Genomic DNA, 8067 nt, shown 5'->3' with positions numbered 1-8067 from the left:
CCAGTCGCGGTGAATAATGATCCACCACATGGAATAGGTGCTGATGCCGTTCATCCAGCCGGGCAACGGGGTGATATCGCGTGAAAGATCAAGGCTTTTAGGCACTACTTCGTTATCACCGAAAACGGCGCTGATGGTAGAAGTTTCGGGATGCATGTCGCCCACCCAAACCAGTCTGTCGCGTTTGATGCCATCCCATAAATAATCCTGCATGTTCAGGTGCACGGTATAAGCGCCTGTCATCCATATTTTGTTCAGTAATGTATCATTGCTGTTGAACGAACCGAGGTAAGGAATATCCCTGAATATAAAAATGGCCCGCACTTCTTTTAGCTGCAGTTCCACGTTTTCATCAAGCAGGTCAATGCGTACAAACCGGAAGCCGGTATTGCCTACTTCCAGCTTACCCAACCAGGGCACTTCCACGATCATATCGCGCATGGCATGATCATTGGTAGCATTTTGTTTGGGCTCAATATCACTCATTGCTTCGCTGGCCGATTCTCCAAAACGCACCCTCAGCTTAACGGGCTTGTTACCGGGATACATGCCGGTCACAATTTGCAGCCCGCCGTGCAATTCCCTGCCAAAGTCGAACAATAAGGCAGGTTTTATTTTTGCATCGCTTTTGAGCACACACATGTCTTTATTGGCAAGATCGGACTGACCATTACCCGGCTTCAAGAGCCTCTGCCCGTTTTTAATATTGCCTGCAGCATTTTCTGTTTGCCAGAGTATTTTAACGGGCGACAGGTAGCGGGTTACGGTTTCAGCAGATTGCGATTGACGCGTTTGGTTAAATACCGGTGGCAACTGTGCATACACAGTTCCACATACCATCATGCAAATGAACAATGCAGGTAGCAATCTTTTTTTCATTGTAAATATTTCTTCAGTTTGATGGGTGGGAATAGCCATAGCCGGCGTTCCCTTCAGGGTTGAAGGTAGCGGTGGAATGGCATAATGTCATCCTGTACCTTCCTGAAGCGGTGTAAAAAGGAAATCTGTAAAATCAAAAATCAAGCGCAATCCTTCGACCCCTTCGGGGTCGCATCATTTTGGTGTGGCCGAGTTACAGACCTGCAACCCTTTCAGGGTTATATACCATGGATTGTCGCCTCCTACGAAGCTTGTCAGCCGGTATATCTACCGAAGGTAGGCAGACAGGGAAGGGTCTGTAATGGTTGAAGCAAAGACAGATGCATTCCTGATTGCTCTGCGATTCTGCGGGGTAACCTATGACAGACAGTAGTGTATGATCGGGGCTTCGTGGTAGCCCAATAAAAAAACTACGGCCTGCCACCCTGACGAAGGAAGGGTCTGCAAGGATCGAAGCCAGGATAGATACCTCCTACGTCGGTATGACAGGCATAGGATATGAATGACAAGCCACAGAATATGATAGGGCTTTTGAGGTAATGCACAGCAAAGAACCACGCTTGCAATGATTGAAGCGAAGGCAGATTCCTCCTGCGTGAATGACAGGCGGATATTTCAAAGCCTTACCTCGCCAAAGCAGCCTTGTGTTGATCCCTTAAAAACTTCACCCCTTCAATGGCTATACTTTCCCTCGAAGGTTCTATTTCTCTCCAGATGCATGCAGCCCTGGCGATGATCTCTATTGCAGGCGTAAAAGATTCTATCACTACATCACCATCATAACCTGCCTGTTTTAATGCATCAAATATTCCTGTCCAGTTGATGTGATCATTGCCGGGTGTACCCCTGTCGCTGCCGCAGGCATGGAAATGCGCCAGCTTATTGCCTGCTTTCTGTATTGCTTTCGCGGAATCCTTTTCCTCAATATTCATGTGAAAAGTATCCAGGTGTACCAGCAACGCCTTTTCATTAACATCATTCACCATCTTCAGCGCCTGGTCGCAGGTATTGATAAAATCGGTTTCAAAACGGTTAAGCGGTTCAATGGCCAGCTTTACACCCAGCTTACCTGCATGTGCAGCCAGTGTGCGCAAATGCTTTACAACGGTATCCCATTGCTGCCTGTAATCTTCGGGAGACACCAGCTCTGCCCTGCCTACTTCCGAATATAAAGGACCAATTAAGGTAGGATGGCCCAATGCAGGAGACAGGTCTATTACCGCCTTTAAGTAATCCAGCGCTCCTTTCTGATCTTCGGCACTGCCCCGCAGATCACGCCCGCCACCCATAGCCGCGCAAATGGAGCCGCAAACCAACCCGTTATCATCCAATGCTTTTTTTACAGTAACCGGGTCAATATGTGATGCATCTTCCAGTGCAATTTCAACGGAATCAAAGCCCCATTTTTTAAACTGGGGAAATAGCGAAATACTTTCCGTGGTAAAAGGAGAAGTAAATAAAAATGTGTTGATACCAAATCGCATGAATAAAATGTTTTATGATGAATGTTGATCGTAAATATAAGAAGGATAGCCTGTTTTACAACAGCCTTACTTTGTTTGTAAAAAAACATGCACGCCCTTTTTGTTCGACACGATAATATCAGGCAGCTTATCATCATTGATATCTTTCACCACAAGGTTCAAACCAGAGCCGGAATCATTATCTATCTCATGTTTGATCCAGGCCGGCGTTTCCCCCGGCTCATATTCAAACCAGTACAAAAAGGCGGGTTCATGCGCGCCGGGATCGCCGCCATTGTGCGCAAAATACCGCTTGCCTGTTATAAAATCAGGATTGCCATCGCCGTTAACATCCGCCAACGCCAGACTATGGCTCTGCGAAAAGCCGGAATCAATGTGATGATGCCTGAACGTGATATTGCCACCTGCATCTTTTTGCTGCTCGTGCCACCAGATACCGTAATTGTGCGCGGAAGAGCTCAGGATATCCGCCAGCCCGTCTTCATTTAAATCCATCACATACATTTGCGCACAATCTTCACTCATATCTGCAGCATGAAATGTCCAGTTGGGTTGTTTGGGATCTGCAGGTCCTTCCCACCATCCTTTGCTGATCAGCACATCTTTTTTTCCATCGCCGTTTATATCGTCATAACCCAAACCATGCGTATACATGTGCGTGCCGGGTATGCCTTCCCTGCCATCTATCACCGTAAGCGCCCAGGTCGTATCGCCCTTTTTTTGCGGTGACTGCAGCCAGATGATCTGTTTTTTTTCGGGATCATTGCACAATATATCCTTTCTGCCATCTCCATCTATATCTACAAACAAGGGCGCTTCATTGCCTACCGATGTATGAATAACATGCACAGGCCAATGTCCGGGCTTATTTTGCGGATTTTCATGCCATACGGCGGTTTTACCCGGCCAGTCAATCCGCACCTGGTCAATCCAGCCATCCTGGTTCACATCCATGCTGAAATTCAAAAATGAATTGCTGTAACCCACTCCCACCACGTATTTTTCCGGCTTTGCTATTTCATGCGTTTTCCAGTCGGGCGCTTCAAACCAGAAGGCGCCCGCTATCACATCAATTTTGCCATCCCCGTTCACATCCCCCACCGCTGCACCTTCGCTAACGAAATCTTTGGTCAGCACCTGCTTGCCGAATGTTACCGTCCGGGGCTTTTTTTGCTCACCCTGCGCATTACATCCTGCCGCCAATAACCCCAATGCCAAACCGCTCAACAATATTGTACGCACTTGTGTAATCATAATTTTTATTTTAAACATTTATAAATTTAAACAGATATATGCTTATTCCGGCGCGTTGAACCACCATAGTCGTCAAAATAAAAAAGAAGCCGTTCTAATGGTACGTGAAACACGTACCAAGGCGATTAGTGAATAGTGAAATGTGAATTGGTGAATTGTTCACCTGCATTCCTCTTCCATCCTTCTGTTTCGTGAAACGAACTCAATCCTTTCACCTCTCACGTCTCACCTCTCACTATTCACCATTCACTCACTTTACACTTAGCAAATACTTCATCAGCGCATAAAAATCTTCCTCTTTAATGGTATTCCTGAACTGGTCGGGCATTAAGGTGTACTGCGACGGCTTATTTTCTTTGATATCATTTTTAGCAACGGAAAATTCTTTACCCGAGGGGTCGGCGTATACCATCACTTCACCTTCCGTTCTACGGTATAATCCACTCAACAGCTTTCCGTTCTTCAATGTAATGTTATAGGTACGAAAAGCCTGCGATATATTACGGTTGGGATCAAGGATCTTTTCTGTAAGGGCCTTAACACCCCAGTTGCCTATTCCATCTAACTGCGGTCCTACCAAACCGCCTTCGCTTTTTACCTGGTGGCACATGCTGCAGTTCTGAACAAAGATATTCTTCCCTGCTTCGGCAGTGGCAGTAGAAATACCAATGCCGGCAATCCGGGCTTCAATCAGTTTTTGCCGCTCTTCCACATCCGTTTTGCTGCTGCCCCAAAGCGCATCCAACTGCTTTTGCTGAGCCGGAGTGATAGTGGCTGCCAGCCGCTCACGCACAGATGGTTCCGCTAACACAGCCGGGTTGAACTGCCTCGCTTTAAAGGCATCCAGTATATGACTGATCCCCTGCCGGGAAGCGGAAAGACTGGAAACAATAGCCGTTTGTATTGAGAAACTGCTTCCTGCCAAACCCTCCTGTAATGTATTGTAAACAGCAGCGGAAGGAGCCTGTGCCAATACACCTGCCATTCTTTGCCGGAGTGCGGGCAATTCCGTTTTATCGTTGAACAGCTTCGTGATCAATGCTGTATTGCTGCCGGGAGCAATATTCATGAGCGCATTGGCCGCTGCTGCGCGAACCCTGTAATTCAACCATCCCAATGCCACTATTTTTTGCAGGGCAGGCTGCAATGCTGCTACTTTATATTCGCCGGCAATTTCGGCTGCCTGTATGCGGCGTTCATTGATTTCACCTGTTCCCTTTTCGGGGATGGGCACAACCGCCGGCTCCAGTTTTCCTATACCAACGGAACCTGTTTTTGTACTGTCAATCACTTCTATATAACCCAATTTTCCCTGCCAGACCGAAAGATCAAAAGGTACTTTTTCTTCGATGAGATCCTTGAATTCCATGGTCTCCTTCTGTTCCATCCTGTATTCAGCCACCACTTCATTGCTACCCTGCAGGCGTATGCGAACAACATTTTTTGAGATGCCTTTTTTGGTATCGCTATTGTGTATATCATTGTCAAAGACATTCATATACAGGGTGGCAGGCAATGTAAAAGGAACCGAATACAGCACTGCCGTTGGATTATAGCCATGCGCCTCGCTGAAGATGATACGGAAGGCCGGTGCAACGTTTGTTAAAAATTCATCAGATACTCTCCATGGGTCTGCAGGTTCACCGGTGCTGTCGATCGGGCGGCTTTTCCAGGTATCACCGGCTTCGGAAATATTTTCAAGAAAATGTTTAGTGAGCCCGATGCCCCATTGCTGCATCTGCTGCGAAGGCCGCGCTCCTCTTTGTGCAATGCCCTGGCGCATGGTGTTGTACAGCATGAACTGCACGTCCTTATCTTTTTCAAACCGCTGCCTGATCAGCGCAATAGCATCATCTGCTTTGGAAGAGGGAAGGTAACGCCCGGCATATTCAAAGCTCTGAATAAGCTGCTGCCGGGGCATTTCATGATCTTTCATATAGTTCAGCACAAAACCTGCAGCCTCAGCCGAAGGTACGTCCAGCATTACCTTGCACAGGATGGCCAACTGCTGCCCGTTCCATTGCATGCCCAATGCCTTCTGTATTTCCTTATTGTCTCTCAGGTTATTGCGAATGGCCAGCAGTACTGTATACCTGAGATGCGAATCATGCTCATCCGTTTTACTATACAGATCCAGCAACGGAGCTATATTTCCGGCACCGGTAAATTTGTTGAGCGCAGCGGCCGCGATACGCCGCACATGAGGGCTTTGATCCGCCAGCGCTTTTACAATCACATCATGATGCAAAGAACTTAATGTATCCATCTCTGTGAGTATCCTCAGCGCATGCACTTTTATTACCGGATCCTGGTGCTGCAGCGCTTCATCAAGCTGTGCCCGCGCTAATGCATTTAAACGGTGCAGTATCCATAGCGCTTGTATGTATGCTTTTTGCGACGATGCAGCAGTAAGGAGTTTCTTTACAGGATCAATGGCTTTTTCTTTCCATACATCCACGATGCGGTTGGCAACAGCAAAACGGGTGGTTAACTGCGTGCTCTGTAAACCGGGTATCAGTTCTTCCAAACCTGCTTTCGACCAGTCTTTAACCTCCACATCCTTATGTGTGTCATTGCCTTTGTATGTAATTTTCCAGATCCTGCCACTTATCCTGTCTCTGCCAGGATGATTTAAAGGCACTTCATAATGACCTATAATGCGGTTGTAAAAATCGGCTATATACAATGCGCCATCCGGACCTGTTTTTACATCAACGGGGCGGAACCAGGGATCGCTGCTCACCAAAAAATCTTCCTCACGTTTAGCGATGGGCGTAGATCCGCTGAACGTCATGGTATTGCGGTTAACCTTGCAGGTTACCACATCGCCCGAAAAAAAGCTGTTCCTGTATGCTTCGGGAAATTGTTCGCCGGTATAATAATCCAAGCCGGCAAGCGCTGTAGAGCCCAGCTCATAGCTGGTCATTTCGGGTGCAAACCCTATTCCCGCAGGAGCTACCTTGCCAAAATGAGGATAGTCGCCACCGGGAATGAGCTGGTAGATGGGCTTGGTATGACAATCCAGAGAGTACAGGTAACCCCATTCATCGTAACTGTAACCAAATGGATTCACCCTCCCGAAAGTGGTCTGCTCCACGCGGCGCCCGTCGGGCTTAAACCGGAAAGTATTACCCGATGTCATGGTAATGGAATCCCCATCTGTACCTGCTATAGTAGATGTATTGGTAAACCCGTGGGAAGAATGTATCCATCCGTCGAACCCGCGGATGAAATTATTTACCATGCCATGCGTGTCTTTAAAACCAAAGGGACCCAACAGCACTTTTTGTTCATCAGCTTTGCCGTCTCCATTGGTATCGGTAAAACGATAAACGTTGGGAATGCTGTAAGCAATGGCGCCGTCGCTTACAGGCAATATGCCAATAGGAATATTTAAGGTATCTTCAAAATGAGTGAACTTATCCGCTTTACCGTCTCCGTTTGTGTCTTCCAGTATGCTGATGCGGTCTCCGCCTCTGCCGGAACCTGCCGCCATCGGGTATTCGGATGATTGTGTAACCCATAACCTTCCCTGGTCATCAAAGGCAATGTTCATGGGTTTGGTGATATCGGGCTCGGAAGCAAAAAGCGTTATTTCAAAACCCTCCGGCAGTATAAATCCTGCACGTTCCTGCTCAGGCGTTTGAAATGCTGTACTGCGTACATGTTCGGAAAATTTTTTCTCATCGCGCCCTTCGGGCTTTGTACCGGACTGACTGCAGGACAAAAGAAAGTTATACAAAAGGAAAATACAGGATATTGTAAAAAGATATTGGCGCATATTGAATACAATCGTTTAAAAGATTGTCCACGGGTATTGAAAATATATTATTATGGAAATAAATGTAAAATAGCCGGTTTATTTTATATGGGCATCCTGCACTTACCTTGTGGGGTGAGGTGGGAGGAGGGAGGAGGGAGGTGTGAGGGTGGGTTACAGGGTGCAGGTTACAGGGTGCAGGTTGCAGGTTTCAGTTATTGGTCTGACGCTCCTTTCATTGCGCACCGACTGCCTGCATTTTCGCATTTCTCACATTTCCATATTTCCACATTTTTCACTCGCGGTCTGACGCTCCTTCGTCGCGTACCGACCGCTATATTTTCAAATTAAAGGTTCCCCTTCTTCATTTCTTCCACCGCAAAATGGGCAGCTCTTGCAGAGAAAGCCATATAGGTGAGTGAAGGATTTTGAGTAGAAGTTGAAGTCATACAGGCTCCATCGGTTACAAATACATTTTTGCAGGCATGCAACTGGTGCCATTTATTGAGCATGGAGGTTTGGGGATCATGCCCCATGCGAACACCACCCATTTCATGGATATCCAATCCCGGAGCGCCGGGGCGTTTACTCGTTTTCACGTCTTTAAATCCTGCAGCCGTGAACATTTCACTGACCTGCTCAAAATAATCATCCAGCATTTTGGCATCATTATCATCAAAGTCTACCGAG

General features: G+C 47.1%; 5 protein-coding genes. All 5 read right to left on the bottom strand.

What is annotated here, in order from left to right; translation table 11 throughout:
• On the bottom strand, nucleotides 1-879 hold an 879-nt coding region (locus tag PLH26_RS18025), incomplete at its 3' end, for an alpha-L-rhamnosidase-related protein (protein WP_324587425.1).
• Nucleotides 880-1502: 623 nt separating this feature from the next.
• A complete protein-coding gene (locus PLH26_RS18020) occupies nucleotides 1503-2363 on the bottom strand; it encodes a sugar phosphate isomerase/epimerase family protein (protein WP_324587424.1) in 861 nt (286 codons plus the stop codon).
• Nucleotides 2364-2429: 66 nt separating this feature from the next.
• The gene (locus tag PLH26_RS18015) at nucleotides 2430-3617 is read right to left on the bottom strand and encodes an FG-GAP-like repeat-containing protein (RefSeq protein ID WP_324587423.1); all 1188 of its coding nucleotides are present in this window, start codon (nucleotides 3615-3617) and stop codon (nucleotides 2430-2432) included.
• 250 nt (nucleotides 3618-3867) lie between these two features.
• A complete protein-coding gene (locus PLH26_RS18010) occupies nucleotides 3868-7398 on the bottom strand; it encodes a PVC-type heme-binding CxxCH protein (RefSeq protein ID WP_324587422.1) in 3531 nt (1176 codons plus the stop codon).
• A 326-nt stretch (nucleotides 7399-7724) separates the two neighbouring features.
• Nucleotides 7725-8067: GMC oxidoreductase (locus PLH26_RS18005; RefSeq protein ID WP_324587421.1), on the bottom strand; the 343-nt coding region annotated here is incomplete at its 5' end.

The sequence above is a fragment of the Agriterribacter sp. genome, assembly GCF_035444585.1.
In the GTDB taxonomy this organism is placed as follows: Bacteria; Bacteroidota; Bacteroidia; order Chitinophagales; family Chitinophagaceae; genus Agriterribacter.
This window is presented reverse-complemented; position numbering and strand designations above follow the sequence as displayed.

Coding starts and splice junctions, on each gene's coding strand:
- PLH26_RS18010 (WP_324587422.1), bottom strand. CDS start 7,398: ATGCGCCAATATCTTTTTACAATATCCTGTATTTTCCTTTTGTATAAC.
- PLH26_RS18020 (WP_324587424.1), bottom strand. CDS start 2,363: ATGCGATTTGGTATCAACACATTTTTATTTACTTCTCCTTTTACCACG.
- PLH26_RS18015 (WP_324587423.1), bottom strand. CDS start 3,617: ATGATTACACAAGTGCGTACAATATTGTTGAGCGGTTTGGCATTGGGG.